14 protein-coding genes are annotated in these 18,013 nt (G+C 68.5%); 5 read left to right on the forward strand and 9 right to left on the reverse strand.

Going from position 1 to position 18,013, the window contains the following annotated elements; genetic code table 11:
* Positions 1-86 precede the first annotated feature (86 nt).
* Genes AORI_RS62915 through AORI_RS62935 form a run of 5 tightly spaced genes read right to left on the reverse strand, consistent with a single transcriptional unit; the run spans position 87 to position 3,991 of the window.
* Positions 87-1,313: a styrene monooxygenase/indole monooxygenase family protein gene (locus tag AORI_RS62915; RefSeq protein ID WP_016334729.1), complete on the reverse strand. Its 1,227-nt coding sequence runs from the start codon at positions 1,311-1,313 to the stop codon at positions 87-89.
* Between the two features lie 25 nt (positions 1,314-1,338).
* Positions 1,339-1,956, reverse strand: coding sequence for a GTP-binding protein (locus AORI_RS62920; RefSeq protein WP_016334730.1), 618 nt, complete (start codon positions 1,954-1,956; stop codon positions 1,339-1,341).
* Positions 1,931-2,314, reverse strand: a complete 384-nt coding sequence (locus AORI_RS62925; RefSeq protein WP_016334731.1) for a DUF742 domain-containing protein — start codon at positions 2,312-2,314, stop codon at positions 1,931-1,933. Before AORI_RS62925 ends, AORI_RS62920 begins: the two co-directional genes overlap by 26 nt.
* Positions 2,315-2,333: 19 nt before the next feature.
* A complete protein-coding gene (locus AORI_RS62930) occupies positions 2,334-2,768 on the reverse strand; it encodes a roadblock/LC7 domain-containing protein (RefSeq protein WP_005159022.1) in 435 nt (144 codons plus the stop codon).
* Positions 2,765-3,991 (reverse strand): sensor histidine kinase, encoded by a 1,227-nt coding sequence (locus AORI_RS62935; RefSeq protein WP_043848153.1) that lies wholly within the window; start codon positions 3,989-3,991, stop codon positions 2,765-2,767. The genes AORI_RS62930 and AORI_RS62935 overlap by 4 nt, the downstream gene beginning before the upstream one ends.
* A 272-nt stretch (positions 3,992-4,263) precedes the next feature.
* Between AORI_RS62935 and AORI_RS62940 the strand changes: the two genes are divergently transcribed.
* The 4 genes from AORI_RS62940 (at position 4,264) to AORI_RS62955 (ending at position 10,249) form a co-directional block, all read left to right on the forward strand.
* Positions 4,264-4,911: a TetR/AcrR family transcriptional regulator gene (locus AORI_RS62940; protein ID WP_016334733.1), complete on the forward strand. Its 648-nt coding sequence runs from the start codon at positions 4,264-4,266 to the stop codon at positions 4,909-4,911.
* 30 nt (positions 4,912-4,941) lie between these two features.
* The gene (locus tag AORI_RS62945; RefSeq protein WP_016334734.1) at positions 4,942-6,675 is read left to right on the forward strand and encodes an ABC transporter ATP-binding protein; all 1,734 of its coding nucleotides are present in this window, start codon (positions 4,942-4,944) and stop codon (positions 6,673-6,675) included.
* Positions 6,675-8,684: an ABC transporter ATP-binding protein gene (locus tag AORI_RS62950; protein WP_016334735.1), complete on the forward strand. Its 2,010-nt coding sequence runs from the start codon at positions 6,675-6,677 to the stop codon at positions 8,682-8,684. The genes AORI_RS62945 and AORI_RS62950 overlap by 1 nt, the downstream gene beginning before the upstream one ends.
* 128 nt (positions 8,685-8,812) lie before the next feature.
* Complete coding sequence (locus tag AORI_RS62955; protein WP_051552898.1) at positions 8,813-10,249, forward strand: DNA polymerase ligase N-terminal domain-containing protein; 1,437 nt, start codon at positions 8,813-8,815, stop codon at positions 10,247-10,249.
* On the opposite strand, the gene AORI_RS62960 is transcribed toward AORI_RS62955, so the two are convergent.
* The 3 genes from AORI_RS62960 to AORI_RS62970 form a co-directional block, all read right to left on the reverse strand.
* A complete protein-coding gene (locus tag AORI_RS62960; RefSeq protein WP_016334737.1) occupies positions 10,246-10,599 on the reverse strand; it encodes an STAS domain-containing protein in 354 nt (117 codons plus the stop codon). The two genes, AORI_RS62955 and AORI_RS62960, sit on opposite strands and share 4 nt — an antisense overlap.
* Before the next feature lie 75 nt (positions 10,600-10,674).
* Positions 10,675-12,183, reverse strand: a complete 1,509-nt coding sequence (locus AORI_RS62965; RefSeq protein WP_228688148.1) for a CYTH and CHAD domain-containing protein — start codon at positions 12,181-12,183, stop codon at positions 10,675-10,677.
* Between the two features lie 70 nt (positions 12,184-12,253).
* Entirely contained in the window at positions 12,254-13,111 is an 858-nt protein-coding gene (locus AORI_RS62970; protein ID WP_016334739.1) for a helix-turn-helix domain-containing protein, read from the reverse strand.
* A gap of 581 nt (positions 13,112-13,692) precedes the next feature.
* Here AORI_RS62970 and AORI_RS62975 point away from each other — a divergent pair.
* Entirely contained in the window at positions 13,693-14,805 is a 1,113-nt protein-coding gene (locus AORI_RS62975) for an erythromycin esterase family protein (RefSeq protein WP_016334740.1), read from the forward strand.
* 175 nt (positions 14,806-14,980) lie between these two features.
* Here AORI_RS62975 and AORI_RS62980 read toward each other — a convergent pair whose 3' ends face one another.
* On the reverse strand, positions 14,981-17,947 hold the full coding sequence (locus AORI_RS62980) for an AfsR/SARP family transcriptional regulator (protein WP_016334741.1): 2,967 nt from the start codon (positions 17,945-17,947) through the stop codon (positions 14,981-14,983).
* Between the last annotated feature and the right edge of the window lie 66 nt (positions 17,948-18,013).

Raw genomic sequence — 18,013 nt, forward strand, 5'->3', positions numbered from 1 at the left:
ACTCACGCACGGTGACAACGGTAGCCCGAAACGGCGCACCGCGACAGTCCCGCGCACCCGGACGCGGGGCCGTCGCGCTACCGGAATCAGGCCTCGGCCAGGTACTTCTCCGCCTTCGCGGGATCGAGGAACCAGTGCTGGAAATCGGTCGGATCGGAGAACCCGTTCGCGAACCGCTTCGCCACGGCGGGGTTCTCCCCCGCCGCGCCGATGATCTGGAGCACGTGCGGGGGCGGCGGCTGCAGCATCGCGTTCGTCCAGGTCGTCACGTGCTGGGCGTACTCCCAGTACTTCTCGAACGACGCGGTCATCCACTCCTCGTCGAACGGTTTGTCCCCGCGTTCGAGGATCGAGTCCAGATAGGACGCCGCGCAGTGGCTCGCGTTGTTGGAGCCCTGGCCGGTGATCGGGTCGTTGGCCACCACGACGTCGGCCATGCCGAGCACCGCGGTCCCCGAGCCCAGCTTGCCGACCGCGTTCCGCACGACCGGGGTGTACCCGCCCGCCAGCGTCGCCTTGTCGTCGGTCAGCACGGCGTTCCGCGAGCGCTCGTACTCCCACGGGAGGAACTGCTTCATCAGCGACAGGATGCGGTCGAGATGCTGCTGGGGCGTGGGCCTGTCGTCCCAGCAGTCGAGCGGGCCGCCGGGAATCCCTTCGAAGAAGAGGATGTCGCAGTTCCCGCTCAGCGTGTACGCGGGGATCATGAACAGCTCACCCACGCCGGGGATGATGTTGAACCGCACCGCCGCCTTGTCCGGATGCTCGGGCCGGCGCTCCAGCCCGTGCACGTACGCCAGCGAGAGCGCGCGCTGCGGCTCGGTGTACGGCGAACGCTCCGGGATCCGGTCGAACAGCTGGACCAGCTCGCCCTTGCCCGCCGCGATGACCACCAGGTCGTACAGCTTCGCCAGCGGAGCCAGATCCGAGGTGGTGACGCCGTGGATGACGACCTTGCCGCCGCGGTCCTCCACCAGCTCCAGCCAGGCGGCCATCTTGACCCGCTGGTCCACCGACTGCGCGTAGTGCTCCAACGGCCCGAACCAGTCCAGCACGCGGCTGGAGTCCGGTCCCGCGATGGAAACGCCGAGTCCCTCGACCTTGACGGTCTCGTCCTCCCACAGGTTCAGCTTGTGGTCCCGCTCGTGCTGCAGAGCGGAGTGGAACATGCACTGGGTTGACATCACCTTGCCGGAGCGGATCTCGTCCGGCGTCCGCGCCGACATCACCGTGACGTCGTAGTCGTGGGACAGCAGGCTCAAGGCCAGCTGCAACCCCGACTGCCCGGCACCGACGATCAGAACCTTGCGCATCCTCTGTGTTCCTCCCAGAACCCGTTCAGCTGAGTGCGGCGAACTCGCGGCCCGGCCCGGAGACCACCGCGAGGGACAGCGTGTGCGACACCAGTTCCTGCAGCGTCGCGACCGCCGACTTCGGGTCGCGGGCGTCGCAGGTGACCAGCGGGATGTCCGGGGAGAGCGCCAGCGCGTCACGGACCTCTTCAAGGTCGTGCACTGGCATGCCCTCGAACTGGTTGACCGCGACTATGAACGGCAGCTCCGAGTCGTTCTCGAAGTAGTTGATCGCGGCGAACGACTGGTCGATCCGGCTGGTGTCGACCAGCACGACGGCGCCGAGCGCGCCGCGCGAAAGGTCGTCCCAGAGGAACCAGAACCGGGCTTGACCGGGTGTGCCGAACAGGTACAGGAGCAGGTCTTCACGCAGGGTGATCCGGCCGAAGTCCATCGCGACCGTGGTGGTGGATTTGGTTCCGGGCGGCACCAGCTCGTCGACCCCGGCCCCGGCCTCGGTCATCCAGGCCTCGTTGCTCAGGGGCGGGACCTCGGAGACGGAGCCGACGAACGTCGTCTTGCCCACGCCGAATCCACCGGCGACCACGATCTTGGCGGAGATCGCCAGCAGATCGGCGTCAGACCGGGAGGCGCTTGAGTCCATCGAGGATCCTCTCGAGCACGTTCGTATCGTGGTTGTAGGCGTGGGCCGTCGGGTGCACGAAGACGGCGCCCTGGGTGGCGAGGTCGCCGATGAGCACCCGGACCACGCCCAGTGGCAGATCCAGGCCCACCGAAAGCTCGGCGATCGACGAGCGTTCGCGGGCGCGCTCGTACAGCGAGCGCGACTCGGGCATCAGCGCCTCGGCCAGCGACGGGTCGTAACGCGGGACCGAGATCAGGGTCTCCACCAGCAGCAGCTGGCTGCTCTTGGTCCGGCCGCCGGTCAGCGCGTACGGCCGGATTCTGCGGCTGCGCATCTTGACAGGCCGGTCCGGAGATTGGTCGCTGGACACGGTCATCCCTTCCTTCTCCGGATTCTCAGGCCTGCGGCCGTCGGGCGGTCAGGACCTGCCGGAGTCCCGCTCGCACCTCGGGGGTGAGCGCGTGACCGGCGTTGGTGATGAACTGGGTCATCTCGTAGGCGACGACCTTCATGTCGCAGTCCGGTTCGGTGAGCACCGCGAGCCCCGCCTCGGCACCGATCCCCATGAACAGGAAGTACCCGCGGGTGAGCCGGATGATGATCTGCTCGCAGTTGCCCTTGCCGAACAGCGCGGCGCTGTTGCCCGCGAGGCTGAGCAGGCCGCTCGCGATGGCGGCGAGCTGTTCGGCGTCGTCACTGGACACCGATTCCGATGCGGTCAAAGGGAAACCGTCGACGGACATGATCAGCGCGTGGCTGGCGCCGTGCACCTTGCGCACGAAGTCGTCGAGCAACCACGTGAAATCCGTGGTCGCGTCCTGGGCGGTCACTGGGTGTTTCCTCCGGTCTCACGCTCGTGCCGGTCGTCGAGAGCGGCACGCTCGCCGTCGGTGAAGGCATCGAGGTCGGCCAGCAGCGCCTCGTGCCCGTCCGCCGCGTCGGCGGGCGAGGTGGTCGGCGGGGCCGGTTCGTCGGGCAAAGTCCTGATACTGCGGGAAACCCGGCGCGGAAGACCGCTGGCCGTGGTGCCGCCGTCGGCGGGCGGCTGGAAGGCCGAGCGCGGTCGCGGGCTGGGCTTCCGTTCGGGTTCCGGCGCGGCCGAGGGGGCAGGGCGGCGCCTCGGCAGCCCGGACGGCGTCGCGACCGGGCCGCCCACGGGCGCGCCGTTGGTGACCCTGGCCTGCGGCAGCACGACCGTCTGCGAGCCAGACCACTGCTTCTCGGCCAGTTCCGAGACCACCGGGACCGGCAGCAGCACGGTGGCGACCGTGCCGTGCGGGGTGCGGCGGTCGAGCTTCACGGTGATCTCGTGCCGGTCGGCGAGCCTGCCGACGACCGCGAGTCCCATATGCCGCACGGAATCGTCGTCGAGCACCGGACCGGCCGCCAGCCGCTCGTTCAGCGCCGCGAGCCGGTCGGGTGGCATGCCGATGCCCTCGTCCTCGATGCGGATCAGCACGCTCCCCTGTTCGGTGAGATGCGCGCTGACGCTGACCGGTGAACTCGGCGAAGACTGGTTCGCCGCGTTGTCGAACAGTTCCGCGAGGATCCGGCTGACGTCTTCGGCGGCGAAACCGACGACACCGAGCGAGACGACGCGGCCGATCGTGATCCGCGAGTAGTGGTCGATCGACGACATCGCCGCCCGCATCACGTCGAGCACGGACGAGATCCCGGCGGTCGTGTCGTCGGCGTCCCGGCCGGCGAGCACGCGCAGGTTCTCCGCGTTGCGCCGCAACCGGGTGGCCAGGTGGTCGAGCCGGTAGAGCTCGGCGAGACGGTCGGAGTTCTCCTCCCCCGCCTCCATCGTCTCCAGCTGCGCGAGCAGCTGGTCGAGCAGATTGAGGTCGCGCAGCGCGACATTGGAGCAGACACCGGCGAGCGCGCCGGCGTCCGGCGCCTCCACGGCAGGCCGCTGCTCCACTTCCGGTTCGACCGGTGGAGCCGACGGAGCGTGCCGGGGCGGTGCGGCGAGGAACTGCGCCGCGGCGACCCTGGAACGGTCCAGAAGAACCCGTGAGCGGTCAAGCAAGCCTCGAGCCCGCGTCACCATGTGCTTCCACTTCTTTCTCTTCGCATACCCGGACCCGTGTCGCACTCCCCAGCACAACGACGGCCATGCAAGCAGAAGTCACTATCCGTGTCCACAGTCGGTTTACGTTCAACCGCTGGCAGTGACCTGGTCACGAACGCGTTACGGCTGGTGAGCGCGGCGCGCTAGGCCATTCGGCTGCATCTTGCGTGTTGCACGCCACGGGTGATGGCCGAAAAGTGCGGGGTGCGCATTAATTTGCGCGCCCCGCAACTTTTGCCTACTCTGACGACATGGCCCTCGACCCGAACGCGCCCTTGGGACTGCGCGAACGCAAGAAGCGCGCCGCCCGTCGCGCCATGAGCGAGGCGGCGCTCAGGCTCGCCGCGGAGAAGGGCGTCGAGCAGGTCCGCGTCGAGGACATCGCCAACGCCGTGGGTGTCTCGCCACGCACCTTCAACAACTACTTCTCCAGCAAGGAGGAGGCGATCTGCTCGTTCATCGTCGAACGGCAGGAGCGGGTGCTGGAGGCCTTGCGCGAAAGGCCTCTGGAGGAGCCCCTGTGGGAAGCGGTCAGCGCGGCGACGCTGGAGACGTACGGCCGTGAGGGTGAGCCGAACCGCGACGCGGTGAAGCTCGCGCGGTCGATGATCCTCCACCCGTCGGTGCACGGCGAGTTCCTCAAGGCCCACGCCACCGTCGAACGGGTGCTGGCGGAGGGGATCCTCGAACGGGCGGGAGCGGGCCCGGAAAACGCGTTGAACGCCCGGCTGATGGCGGCCATCGTGGAGTCCGCGGTCAAGACGGCGTTCTTCCACTGGCTGATGAACGAAGGCACCGAGCCGTTCCTGGAGACGGTCTCGGTCCTCCTGCGCGAGGCCGCGGCGGGCATCCCGTCCCTCACCGGACCCGAAGCGGTGAAGAAACCGAAGAACCAGTAACACCCTACCCACCACTGGGGAGAAACCGTTGTGCTGACGAAGTTGTTGCGCATTCACCTGCGCCCGTACCGGCGAGACCTGTGGCTGATCGTGCTGCTGCAGTTCGTCCAGACCCTCGCCGGGCTCTACCTCCCCACCCTGAACGCCGACATCATCGACTCCGGCGTGGTCAAGGGCGACATCGACTACATCCTCGGTGTCGGCGGCGTCATGCTGCTGGTGTCGCTGGTGCAGATCGCGTGTTCGATCGGCGCCGTCTACTACGGCGCCCGCACCGCGATGGGGGTCGGCCGCGACGTCCGCGGCGCGATCTTCCACCGGGTCCAGGACTTCTCCGCCCGCGAGGTCGGCCAGTTCGGCACGCCGTCCCTGATCACCCGCACGACCAACGACGTCCAGCAGGTGCAGATGCTGACGTTGATGGCGTTCACCCTGATGGTGTCCGCGCCCATCATGTGCTTCGGCGGCATCATCATGGCGCTGAACCAGGACGTCACCCTCTCGTGGCTGCTGGTGCTCGTGGTGCCGATCCTCGGTGTCTCGGTCGGGATCATCATCGCGAAGATGCGGCCCGCCTTCCGGCTGATGCAGGAGCGCATCGACAAGATCAACCAGATCCTGCGCGAGCAGATCATGGGCATCCGGGTGATCCGCGCGTTCGTCAAGGACACCCACGAGCGGCGGCGGTTCACGAAGGCCAACACCGAACTGCTGGACGTCTCGCTGGTCGTCGGCAGGCTGATGGCCCTGATGTTCCCGATCGTGATGCTCGTGATGAACGCCTCCAGCGTCGCCGTGCTGTGGTTCGGCGGGCTGCGCATCGACGACGGCAGCATGCAGATCGGCGCGCTCACCGCGTTCCTGTCGTACCTCATGCAGATCCTGATGGCGGTCATGATGGCCACCTTCATGTTCATGATGGTGCCCCGTGCCGAGGTCAGCGCCGAGCGCATCACCGAGGTGCTGGACACGCACACCAGCGTCGTCCTCCCGGCGAATCCGGTGAAGCCGGGCGAAGTGCACGGGCGGCTCGAACTGTCCGATGTGGAATTCCGCTATCCCGGCGCGGAAAAGCCGGTGTTGCAGGAGATCTCGCTGCTGGCGCTGCCCGGTGAGACCACCGCGATCATCGGCAGCACGGGCAGCGGTAAGACCACGTTGCTCAACCTGATCCCCCGGCTGATGGACGTCACCGAGGGCTCGGTGCGCGTCGACGGCGTCGACGTCCGTGAACTGGACGCGACCGTGCTGTCCGACGCCGTCGGGCTGGTGCCGCAGAAGCCGTATCTGTTCGCCGGGACGGTCGCGAGCAATCTTCGCTACGGCAAGGCCAACGCCACCGACGAGGAACTCTGGCACGCGCTGGAAGTGGCGCAGGGCAAGGACTTCGTCGAACGGATGCCGGAGGGGCTCGACTCCCCCATCGCCCAAGGCGGCACCAACGTCTCCGGCGGGCAGCGGCAGCGGCTCGCGATCGCCCGGATGCTGGTGCGGCGCCCCGAGATCTACCTCTTCGACGATTCCTTCTCGGCGCTCGACTACGCGACCGACGCCGCGCTACGGCGCGCGCTCGTGGCCGAGACCGCCGAAGCGACCGTGGTCATCGTCGCGCAGCGGGTCAGCACGATCCGCCACGCGGACCGCATCGTCGTACTCGACGAAGGCCGCGTCGTCGGCATCGGCACGCATACCGAACTCATGGACGGCAACGAAACCTACCGGGAGATCGTGCTGTCCCAGCTGACCGAGCAGGAGGCCGCCTGATGAGCGCGCCCGAATCCACCACGAAGGCCAAACCCCTGGGCGAACGCGCGAGCGCGGCCAGAGGACCTGGCCCCGGCGGAGGCGGTTTCGGCCGCGGCCCCGCCGGCTTGATGGGCGGACCGTCCGCCGAGAAGGCCCTCGACTTCAAAGGATCCTTCAAACGACTGCTGCGGCTTCTCCAGCCCCAGCGCGCCGTGCTCTACGGCATCCTGCTGTTCGGCGTGGTCAGTGTCGCGCTGAGCGTCATCGGGCCGAAGATCCTCGGCATGGCGACCGACCTCATCTTCGCGGGTGTCGTCGCGAAGGACATGCCCGCCGGGGTGAGCAAGGAGCAGGTCATCGCCGGCCTGCGGGCGCAAGGCGACAACACCCTCGCCGACCTCTTCTCGGGGATCGACTTCGTACCCGGCCAGCGCATCGACCTCGACGCCGTCGGCCAGGTCCTGTTGTGGGTGCTGCTGCTCTACATCGTGGCGTCGTTCTTCTCGCTGTTGCAGGCGAGGCTGACCACGAACCTGGTCCAGCGGGCGGTGTTCGACCTCCGGGAACGGATCGAGGAGAAGTTCGCCAAACTCCCGCTGAGCTACTTCGACCGCCAGCCGCGCGGCGAGGTGCTGAGCCGGGCGACCAACGACATCGACAATCTCGCGCTGTCGCTGCAACAGACCCTCGCGCAGATCGTGACGTCGCTGCTGACGGTCGTCGGCGTACTCGTGATGATGTTCCTCATCTCGCCGCTGCTGGCACTCGTGGCGCTGCTTTCGGTGCCGGCGTCGGTGTTCGTCGCGGCCAAGATCGGCAAGAAGGCGCAGCCGCAGTTCATCAAGCAGTGGTCCACGACCGGACGGCTGAACGCGCATATCGAGGAGATGTACACCGGGCACGCCCTGGTCAAGGTGTTCGGCCGCCGTGAGGAGGCCGAAGAGGTCTTCCGCGAGCACAACGACACGCTCTACAACGCGAGCTTCAAGGCGCAGTTCATCTCGGGCACCATCCAGCCCGCGATGATGTTCATCGGCAACTTGAGCTACGTGCTGGTGGCCGTGATCGGCGCGCTGCGGGTCGCGTCCGGGACGCTGTCGCTCGGCGATGTCCAGGCGTTCATCCAGTATTCACGGCAGTTCAGCCAGCCGGTCACCCAGATCGCCAGCATGGCGAATCTGCTGCAGTCCGGAATCGCCTCGGCGGAGCGGGTCTTCGCGCTGCTCGACGCGGACGAGCAGGAACCCGAACCCGCCGAACCCGCGCGCGTGGAGAACTTGCGGGGCCAGGTCGAGTTCGAGCACGTGTCGTTCCGGTACACCGAGGACACGCCGCTCATCGAGGACCTGTCGCTCACCGTCGAGCCGGGGCACACCGTCGCCATCGTCGGCCCGACCGGCGCCGGGAAGACCACACTGGTCAACCTGCTCATGCGGTTCTACGAACTCGACGGCGGCAGGATCACCCTCGACGGCGTCGACATCGCCGGGATGGACCGCGAAGACCTGCGCGCCAAGACCGGCATGGTGCTGCAGGACGCGTGGTTGTTCGGCGGCACGATCGCGGAGAACATCGCCTACGGTTCCGCGGGCGCCACGCACGACGAGATCGTGGCGGCGGCCAAGGCGACCCACGTCGACCGGTTCGTCCGCACCCTTCCGGACGGCTACGACACGGTGATCGACGACGAGGGCGGCACGGTCAGCGCCGGCGAGAAACAGCTGATCACCGTCGCGCGGGCGTTCCTGGCGAAGCCCGCGATCCTCATCCTCGATGAGGCCACCAGTTCGGTCGACACGCGCACCGAGGTCCTGATCCAGCGGGCGATGAACTCGCTGCGCGAGGGAAGGACGAGTTTCGTCATCGCGCACCGGCTCTCCACCATCCGCGACGCGGACGTCATCCTGGTGATGGAGAACGGGTCGATCGTCGAACAGGGCGACCACGAAACGCTGCTGCTCACCGGTGGTGCGTACTCCCGGCTCTACGCCGCCCAGTTCGCGGAGGCGCTGGCCGAGACCGACTGAACCTCATCGGCGCCGAAGGTGCCTTTTCCTCCTTTTACCGTGGGCAAAGGGACCTTCGGCGCACGGAAGGACCGTGAACGGCGCTAGGCTTGCGTGACCCGAACCGGAAAGGGGTGCGCCGGCCGACCATGGCGGAGAAACTCGGCGAATACCGCCGTAAGCGCAGACCTGGGCGGACTCCCGAACCCCTGCCGGATCGCGACGGGAAGACCGGGGCCGACGATCTCTTCGTCATCCAGGAACATCACGCGAGCAGCCTGCACTGGGACATCCGCCTCGAACGGGACGGCGTCCTGGTCTCCTGGGCGGTGCCGAAGGGCCTGCCGATGTCACCGGACCAGGAACGTCTGGCCGTGCACACCGAAGACCACCCGATGGAGTACCTCACCTTCGAAGGCGAGATCCCCGCCGGTGAATACGGCGGCGGCACCATGACCATCTGGGACACCGGCCGGTACGAAACGCTGCACTTCAACGACCACAAGGTCGAAGTCGTCTTCCACGGGACGCGGGCACGCGGGAAATACCTGTTCCTCAACGTGAAGAAGGACGGGCGCGACAACGGCTGGCTGCTCAAACGGCTCGACCCCGCCGACCCCGGCCGGAAGGAACTCCCCTCCTTCCTCGCCCCGATGCTGACCAAACCGGGCCGTCTGCCGTCGACCGGCGAAGACCCGGAATGGGCTTACGAATTCGACTGGTCCGGGCGCCGCACCCTGATCCGGGTGTCCGGGGGCCGGATCACCGCCTACGACGATTCAGGCGACGACGTCACCGGGCTGTACCCCGAATTCCGCGGCCTCGGCGAGCAACTCGGTGCCACGGAAGTCTTTCTCGACGGGGAAATCGTCGTCTTCGACGGCGGGAAGCCGAGCGCGGAAGGGCTCGGGCACCGAGCGCGGGCGACGAAGAACTCCGCGAAGCGGCTCACCTCGCGCTACCCGGCGTTCTACCTGGTGAACGATCTCCTGCACCTGGACGGCCGCGCCTGTGTGGGGACGCCGTACGTCGAACGGCGGGAACTCCTCGACGAACTCGGGATCGCCGGACCGCATTGGCAGGTCCCCCGGTACTACCTCGGGGACGGCGGCGCGGTCGCCAGGGCGGCTCGCGAACACGGGCTGGCCGGCGTCGTCGCCAAACGGGCCGACTCCGCGTACCACCCGGGAAAGCGTACCGGGGAATGGCTTTCCATCACCGGAACCCTGGTACAGCAGGTGGTGTTGGGAGGCTGGCGGCCCGGTGGCGGCAGCCGTGCGGGCACTTTCGGTTCGCTGCTGCTCGGCGTCCCGCACGAAGACGGCTTGCGGTACATCGGAAACTGCGGTGTCGGCTTCGCGAGTGACGAGCTGGAGGATCTCGCCAAGCAGCTGTTCCGCTTGGAGCGCAAGACATCCCCGTTCCACTCCGTTCCGGACAAACAGGCACGGGACGCGCGGTGGTCGCGGCCGACCATCGTCGGCGAGGTCGTCTTCGGTGGCTGGACCGACGCGGGCTGCCTGCGCAATCCGCGGTGGCGTGGCCTGCTGCCGGACGTCGCCGCCGACGAGGTCGGACTCGACTAGACCATCACGTCCTCGACGTCCCACCGGACGTCGAGGTCGGCTCCGACCCCGCTGACATCAAGAATCCGTGACACCAAAGCGGTCTTCACGATCACCGAGAACCGGGGTGACGCCGCGTTGGCCTCCTCGAGTGCCTGCAATCCGGCACAGCTGAGGAAACCAACGCGGGAAAGGTCGAGGATCACATGCCTTCCTTTGACACACGCGCCACTGAGCTCGGTGCGGAAGCGCCCGACGGTCGCCGCGTCGATCTCCCCTACCGCGGTGAGGATGAGGACGCCGTCCTTACGGCGGCAGGTGGTCACGGCCAGGTCCTGCCGTTCGCCGGGAACGCGCTGGCCAGGCAACATTGGGGGCGCCTCTCTCCAGACCACCAAGTTCCCTCGACGTTACTCGGCGACGGCGGCAGGTCAACCCGGGCTACCTCATTTGAGCCATTTCGGGCGAGAACCTTTACCCACCTTTTGCCATTCCCCGGCGAAGCGCCGATGCGCGGCCTCGGCTCCGGCGACCGAACGACCATGCAGAAGCCCATACGTGAAAGCGTTTTCGTTCTCGGCGTAGGCGCGGAGGCCGAGGAGCCGCAGGACCTCCCGGCTGACCACGATGTCGTGATGCTCGCCGAGCGTGCTCTGCACCGCCTTGACGTTCTTTCGCCATTTTCGAAGCTTCTTGCCGGTCACCGGCCGGACCGCGTCCGCCGCGTAGCGGGCTCGCTTGGCCTTCTTGCGCGCCTCGTGCAGGGCGGCGTCCTGCTCCGCGCCGGGCTCGAGCTCACTCGCCGCGGCGACGGCCTTGCGCAGCTTCCGGTCCGACCGTGCGACGGCCTTGCGTAGTTCCTTCTTGCCTTCCTTGATCTTCCGCGGTTTGCCGACGAGCTTTTCCAGCGCTTGCAACAGCTTCGTGTACCGCTTGCTGTCGAGCGCCCGGATGGCGCGTGCCTTGGCCTCTTCGGCCTCTCGCGCGAAGTGCCGTGTCATCAGCTGCTCGACGTTGCCCAGCACCAGCTCGGCCGGGAGCGCCTTGACCTCCTCGCCGAGGCGCGCGGCCATGACCTCGCTGTCCCTCGCCGGCCCGAGCTCGCCGCCGAGCCACCGGAGTTCCTCGGCGAGCTCCTCGGCGGCGTCGGCATCCAGCGAGCGACGGAAGGTCTTCAAACCGCTCCGCAGCCTCCTGCACGCGACACGCATCTGGTGTACCGAGTCCTCGACGTCCCGGCGAACCCCGATGTCGTTGCGCCGCAGCGCGTCCAGCTGCGCGCCGAGGTAGTCCGTCAGTACCGAACCCGATGCCCCGCCTGCCGAGGGCACCAGCTCGTCGGTCAGCCGCCTGAGCTTCGACGGCCACCTCGACCGCTCGGCCCCACCTTCCACGACCGCCCGCTCCAGGCTCTGGAGCACCGCGGGATCGGCGCCGGGCGCGAGTTCGATCTCGATCTCGCGCCACCGGTCGAGATGCGCCTTGTCCCCGCCGGCCTCGCCGGTGACGACGTCGTCGGTCAGCGTCGCGAGCTCGCGGCCGTCGGCGTCGAGCAAGGCGTACGAGGTGCGCTCGGTGCGCAGATGCGCGGCCTGGACGAGTTTGGCGCCGAGGGTGTGCGCCCGGACCAGTTTCGCCAGCGCGCCGGGCACCTTGTCCGGCTTTCCCGCCAGCGGGAGGCGGAGTTCCTCACGCCTGTCCTCGCCGACCGGGAGTTTGAGGTGCCAGCCCTCGTCGCTTCCGCCGAGCCTCCGCCGCAGCGTGATACCCGCCTGCGCGAGCCGGAAGTCGGCGGTGTCGAAGTACGTGGCGTCGAGGACGTCGACCCTCGGATCGGCCTGGTTCGTCACCGGACCGGCCGGGACCAGCGGCGGGATGGGCCGGTCGGCCGCCAGGTCGTACTTCCGCTCGATCTCGGCCTCGGCGACCGGGGCGCCACCCTGCGTCTTCGTCACCACGAACTCCTTCTCCTCGGCTACCCGGAATGATTACCCCGCGCGGAGGTGCCGGGAAACCCCGGCCGGATCATTCCTCCATCCGGTCGTACCGGTCCGCCCATTCGGCCAGCATTTGCCGTGATCTCTCCTCGGTCAGCGTATCGCTTTCCAACCTCGCGATGAGCGAATAATAGGCTTCGACCGCGACCCGGTCGTCGATGAACACTCCCGCCGCGTAGGAATCCGTGTACACCACGGCCGGATGTTCCCCGAATTCCATGATGGTGAAGGAATTCTCGAGCACCCTGCCCACTTCGACGCTTTCGGGGACGATGCGAATCGAGCAATAGGGCAGGTTCGCCGACAGGACGAGGTGGAGCAGTTGCTCGTGCATGATCCGGGGACCGCCGACGACCGACCGCAACGCGCGCTCGTGCACGAAGAACTTGCAGCGCGGCGGACGATCCCGCCGTAGCAACCGCTGCCGTTCCATCCGGGCGTTGACGACCCGGTCCAGCTGGGCCTGGTCGCGGTTGCCGATCAGCTCGAAGGCGGTGCGGGCGTACGGTTCGGTCTGCAGTAGCCCGGGGAGTGTCAACGACTCGTAGCGCACCAGCGTGTGGGCGAGGTTTTCCTGGATCTCCAGGGATTTCATCGGGTCGACGAGTTCGTCGAAGTACGGCCGGACCCAGTACAGGTCGCCGCCCGGCTGCGTCAGCTCCAGCAGCAGATCGCGTTCGGGCTCGGCCTCGCCGCAGGTCGCGAGGTACAGCGCCGCGTCCACCACGGACAGCTCGCGCAGCCCTTGTTCCCACCTCGTGACCTTGCTCTGCAACCAGCCGTTACGGCGGCTGACGTCGGCTCCGCTGAAATGCCTGCGCTGCCGGAACGCCTTCATGCGGTGGCCCAGTTCCCGGGTCCGCGCCGTCGAATCCTTCTCAACCATGCGGGACAAACTAGGGCCGAACTCCGGCCGCGCGGCGATTGCCACGCGGCAATTCACCTCAAGTGCTGATCACTTGCACTCCCGCACGTATCTTAAACGCTGCTTCGCGTGCGAAGCTCCTTCGCGCGCGAAGGGTTCTTTAAAGCTTTATAGCGGAAGAAGGAAATGCGATCCAGTTATTCGGAAGTGGGTTTCTTGCGGTGCCGCAGTCTCGGGGCCGGTCCGTGAAGGCCTCCTTGCCTACCCTGAAGGTAGTGAAGGAGGCCTTCACTGACTGTCGCACCGACAGGGCCCCGACGGCAACGGGCGCGCGTGGAGGCCCTTGCCAAGTACGTGAAGGCCCCCTTCACTGCGTCTAGCGCAGTGAAGGGGGCCTTCACGTACTTCGGAAAGACCTGCGCACCGCCCCGGGTGCAGGCAACCGCACATGCTCCCGATGTGGCATTGGGGTCACTGGATGTCCCCAATGCCACATCGGGGGCGAGCCGCCACCTGACGCGCGGTTTGAGGCTTTCGCACCATCGCATCAAGTAAAGCGAACCGAAGTTTCAACCGGAACATCAACGATATGCTTGAATCTCATGAGTCAAGACATCCGAGACTTCGTAACCCCCTCTTGCGACCTGCTGGCACTGGGCGAGCCGACGCACGCGACCCCGGTCTTCGCGGAGGTCCGCAACGAGTTGTTCGCCCAACTGGTCGAGCGCGGCTTCCGTTCGATCGCCCTGGAAACGGATCGCGTGGCCGCGCTCGTCGCGAACGACTACGTCCGAGACGGCACCGGAACCCTCGACCTCGCGATGAGCGAAGGCTTCTCGCACGCCTTCGGTGGCGTCGAGGCGAACAGGCGACTGATCGCGTGGATGCGCGAGTACAACGAAAACCGGCCTCCCGAGGAGCGCCTCACGTTCCACGGCTTCGACACCCAGACCGAGAACACTTCCGCGCCCAGCCCACGGCGCTACCTCGAGTACGCGCGCGATTTCCTGGGGCTCGACGTGGACATCGCCGGCCCGGCGGGCGATGACGAACGCTGGAGCCGCACGGAAGCCGTCATGGACGCGGCTTCCTCCCCCGGCGCCACGGCCGATGCCTACCGCCTGCGCGCGATCGCGGCCGGCCTGCTCACCGCGCTTCGCTCCCGTGAGCCCGGCACGGAGGCGTGGTCGCGGGCGGAGATCCATCTCATGGCGGGGATCGATCTGCTGCGTTACCACCGGCAATGCGCCGAGCCTCTCGAGCCGCACGAGCGCTACATGCCCCTCGCCGCGACCAGGGATGCATTCATGGCGCGGAACCTGCTGGACATCCGCGCCGCCGAAGCCGGCCGCGGCCGGACGCTGGTCTTCGCCCACAACCTCCATCTGCGGCGCCAGGCGAGCACCATGCGGGTCGCCGACACCGAGACCACCTGGTTCCCCGCCGGCGCGCTGGTGTCGCCGCTGCTCGGCGATCGCTACACCTTCGTCGCGACCAGCCTCGGCGGAAGCGAGGACATAGCGCTCGCCGAGCCGGAGCCCGACACCTACGAAGGGTTCCTGCAGAAGCACGTCACCACGGCTTGGGGCCTGCTCCCCGCCTCCGACGTCCCGCCGGCGACCGTCCGGACCGATCCCATCCCGCGGCAGGGCTACTTCCCGCTCGACCAAGGGATGCTGAACGACGCGGACGCGATCCTGCACGTCCGCAATTAGCTGGCGAGCCGGGTGACGCCTCCTGCCCTCGGAAGGCGTCACCCGGCCACGAGCACGCGCCGCCACCCCCAGTTCCGCGAATTCGGGGCGGCGCGAAGTCCGCTCACGTGAGCAGCAGTCAACACACCGTCGCCATAACTTCGCCAAACGCGGCGGCCGCCGGTCCCCCGCCGGGCTATGCCGGAGTCACCCCGAAGCGGATCTTCGTCAAGGCTTCACGAGCCCGATCCCGCTGGCGTCCGCTCTCGTCGACGGCGGAAAGGCCCTGGAGCGCCCGCAGTTCCCATACCGGGAATCCCAGTTCCCGGAACAGTCCCGCCGCGGTCCGGAGCCCTTCGGCGGCTTCGGTCGCGACGCCTTCGTCGGCCCGTAGGCGTCCGAAGCTGAGCAAGGCGTATCCGCCGCCTCGGCGGTCTCCGAGCTCACGGAAGGTACTCATCGCCAGGCTCAGGTGTTCGGCGGCGCGGCCGTGTTCACCCGCCAGGCGCAAGGACTCGCCGAAGCTTCGGTGCGTGTAGGCGGCGGCGTGCCGATGCCCGACGTCCTCGAACAGTTCCAGCGACCGCGAAAGGCATCGTTCGCTCTCCCCCGCGTCGCCGGTTTTGGCGTGCAGGTCACCGAGGCTCCGGAGGACGTGCGCCTCCCAATGGCGTTCGCGCGAACTGCGCGTGCCGATCAGGGCGCTCGTCAGCAGCGCACCGGCCTCGTCCACGCAGCCGTTCCGTCGCAGGACGTCGGCGTACCGCTTGGCCGACCTGTCGTGCTGGCGCCCGTCCTCGCAATGGAGCGAAAGCAGCAGACTCGCGTCGAAGCACTCCTTCGCCCGGCGGAAGTCGCCGAGATCGTCCCACAGCGAGCCGAACTGGGCCGACGCCATCGCCTGCCCGGCGAGGTCGCCGCAGTCCCGCAACAGGTCCAACGCCTCCCGCAACGCGTGGACGGCCGCACCGGCCCGGCCGGTGTCCGCGTCGACGTCGGCGAGCGCGACGAGCGCGGCCCCGGTGCCCGGCTGGTCACCCACGGAGCGGAACCTGTTCTCCGCCAACGAGAAACACGTCCTCGCCCGGGCCAGATCCCCCGCGTCGGCGTGGGCATGCCCGAGCTTCAGCAGCTTCTCCGCCTCCGCGGGGACATCGAGGCGATCACGCACGATGCCGAACCCGAGCCAGGCGGGGGAACCGCCTTTGCGCAGGCCGACGAGATCGCTGTAGGCGTCGGCGAGCCGCATGGCCAGCCCGGTCCAGCCGTGGTTCTTCGCGGTGCGGACGGCGAGCGCGAGGTTCGCGGTTTCCGCGGCCCGCCAGCCGGCCGGATCGGCCGCGACGCGGTCCGAAACGGCCGCCGGGACGTCCGCGCGCCGGGACGGCGGGTATCCGGCGCCGAGCGCGGCGGAAGCGTGTTCGGCCAACGCCGCCATCACCGTCAGCGCGCGTCTGAGGGCCCCGGGATCCGGCGGTTCCCGGAGCGCGAGCCGGATCAGCCCCGGCAGCCGGTACCGGAGGAACCCCGCCTGATCCGGTTCGGCACGAAGCACGTGGTCGTCCACGAGTTCGTCGAGGAGTTCCGCCGCCTCGCCCGGCGGACAGCCCAGCATGGCCGTCGCGAACCAGTCGGCGATCTCGGTCGCGCCGGGAAAACCGAGCAGCCGCAGGGAATCCCGTTGCCGCGCCGACAACTCCGCGAGGGATTCGGCGAGCACCGGGCGGACGGCAAGATCGCCGGCGGCGAGTTCGTCGAGGCGCAGCCGCTCGTTCTCCAGGCGGGTCGCGAACTCGGCGACGCTCAGCCGGGGCCGCTGCAGCAGCTTCATCCCCGCTGCCCGCACCGCCAGCGGAAGACCGTCGCAGCAGGCCAGCACCCGGCGGACGGCGTCGGGTTCGGCGGACAACCGGGCTTCCCCGGCGATCTCGCCGAGCAGTAGCCGAGCGTCCTCGTAGGGCAGCGCGCCGACCTCGATCGGCCTGGCGCCGACGAGACCGGCCAGCCGCCGTCGTGTCGTGACGATCGTCGCGCAGCCGGGACCGCTCGGCAGCAACGGCCGCACCTCGGCTTCGGACCGGCCGTTCTCGAGGATCACCAGCAGCCTCCGGTCGGCGGAGTGGCTCTGCCACAACGAGAGCAGCCCCGCCCGGTCCGCGGGGAGTTCCGCTTCCGCAAGCCCGAGCGCGCGAAGGAACCCGGCGAGGACGTCACCGGGTTCACGCAGGTCGGCGACGAGCTGGCCGTCCGGGAACCGCTTGCGCACGCGCCACGCGGCCTGGACGGCCAGCGCGCTCTTCCCCGCTCCCGCTGCCCCGTGCAGCACGATCGGCGCGGGAGACCGCACCGCGCGTCCCAGGTCCGCCAGCTCTGCCGCCCTGCCGGTGAAATCCGGTGTCGCGGCGGGCAGACGGCACGGCGCGCCGCCCGCCGACCAGGCGGTGCCGGAGATCCGGCGGCGGACCGCGAGCAGATCGTCCCCCGGTGAGACGCCGGCGTGTTCCCACAGCGCCTGACGGCAACGATCGAGGACGGCCAGTGCCGCGTCCCGCCTGCCGAGACCGTGCAACGCCTCGGCCAGCCACCCGGCGAGCCGTTCGTCGCCCGGCCGGGCGGCCAGCTCCGGTCCCAGCCGGTCCGCGACCGCCTTGTGGTCACCGGCGGCCAGTTCCAGCTCCACGAGCTTGCCCAGCACCGAGCAACGCCGGTCCTCCAGCCACAACCGGTGCGCCTCCACCAGCGGGCCGACCGGAACGTCGGAGAAGGCCCGGCCGCGCCACAACCCCAGTGCCCGTTCGAGCAGTTCCTTGCGTTCGTCACCGGTCGCCCGCGCGGCCGCGGCCGTCAGCTCCGAGAAACCGGTGACGTCCAGCTCGCCGTCCGAGACCATCAGCCGGTAGCCGCTCCGGCCGGACCGCAGCCGCTGCCGTTCGTCGTCCACCGGCACGCCGGGGGACAACGCCTTGCGCAGCTTGGAAACCGCCATCTGCACGACCGCCGCGGCACTCGACGGCGGTCCCTGCGGCCAGAGTTCGTCCACGAGGGTGTCCCGGTGGACGAACTCGTTCGGCCGGGTCAGGAGCACCGCGAGCACCCGACGGGGCTGAGCCGCCGACGGCAGCGGGACCGAGGCCGCGAGCGGGCCGAGCACCTTGAACTCCACGAACCACCTATCACCTGGACGGATGACCCGAATGTAACCCGGTGCTGTCCCCGAGTCGGCGATTTC

The sequence above is a fragment of the Amycolatopsis keratiniphila genome (assembly GCF_000400635.2).
Lineage (GTDB): Bacteria > Actinomycetota > Actinomycetes > Mycobacteriales > Pseudonocardiaceae > Amycolatopsis > Amycolatopsis keratiniphila.